At 55.6% G+C, this 1028-nt stretch carries 1 protein-coding gene; it reads left to right on the plus strand.

What is annotated here, in order from left to right; genetic code table 11:
- Positions 1-183: 183 nt before the first annotated feature.
- Positions 184-783 carry an FMN-dependent NADH-azoreductase gene (locus tag IAI51_RS27750; protein WP_187681376.1) on the plus strand — a complete coding sequence of 200 codons (600 nt, stop codon included), beginning with the start codon at positions 184-186 and terminating at the stop codon, positions 781-783.
- The last annotated feature ends 245 nt before the right edge of the window (positions 784-1028 follow it).

The following is a 1028-nucleotide window of genomic DNA, read 5'->3' on the forward strand; positions in this document are numbered from 1 at the left end:
GATAAATAGATGTCGCCTGACACACCGCTATCGCGAGCAGGCTCACTCCTACAAAGGCATGCTTCAGCTTATAAACGAATTTATCGATGCTTTATAGCAATTATTTGCGCTTTTTCATCGAATCGACTCTGTCTAATCTCCACTCCATCGACCTACAACATTCTCGGATGGAGGCTACACAACATGTCCCGCGTTCTGATCATCGAAAGCAGCGCCCGCCAGCAAGACTCGGTGTCCCGCCAGTTGACCCAGACCTTCATCAAACAGTGGAAAGCAGCACACCCTGCCGATCAGATCACCGTACGTGACCTCGCCGTGAACCCGGTGCCGCACTTGGACATCAATCTGTTGGGTGGCTGGATGAAGCCCGCCGAGCAGCGCAACGACAGCGAACAGGCGTCGCTGGATCGCTCCAATGAATTGACTGACGAACTGCTGGCCGCCGATGTATTGGTGATGGCCGCACCGATGTACAACTTCGCGATCCCGAGCACCCTCAAGGCCTGGCTCGACCATGTGCTGCGTGCCGGCGTGACCTTCAAATACACCGAAACCGGCCCGCAAGGCCTGCTCAGCGGCAAGCGTGCCTACGTGCTGACGGCCCGCGGCGGCATCTATGCCGGCGGCCCGGCGGACCATCAGGAACCGTACTTGCGCCAGGTGATGGGTTTCATCGGCATCCACGACGTGACTTTTATTCACGCCGAAGGCATGAACCTGGGTGGCGACTTCCAGGAAAAAGGCTTGAACCAGGCCAACGCCAAACTGGCCTCGGTCGCTTGATATGTTAATCGCCAGATAATCGCTGGATGTTCTAGTGACTTGGCGCAACCCCTTCAAGGCTCTACGCGCATCGAACCTCCCTTTGCACTTTTTGCTCCTGAGTGCTGTAGCCCGATTGAACGCATTAGCGAGATCGGGCTTTTTTTTGCCCGCGATATTTTCTGGTTCAAACAATCCCTCTGTAGGAGCTGTCTCTTATACCCATCTCCGAGCCCCCGAGACTCCTTAGCAACTCGTATGCCGCC

The sequence above is a fragment of the Pseudomonas sp. N40(2020) genome, from assembly GCF_014472415.1.
Lineage (GTDB): Bacteria > Pseudomonadota > Gammaproteobacteria > Pseudomonadales > Pseudomonadaceae > Aquipseudomonas.

What these genes read in the sequence shown, in the direction of transcription:
- IAI51_RS27750 (WP_187681376.1), top strand. Translation starts at nt 184, where the DNA reads ATGTCCCGCGTTCTGATCATCGAAAGCAGCGCCCGCCAGCAAGACTCG.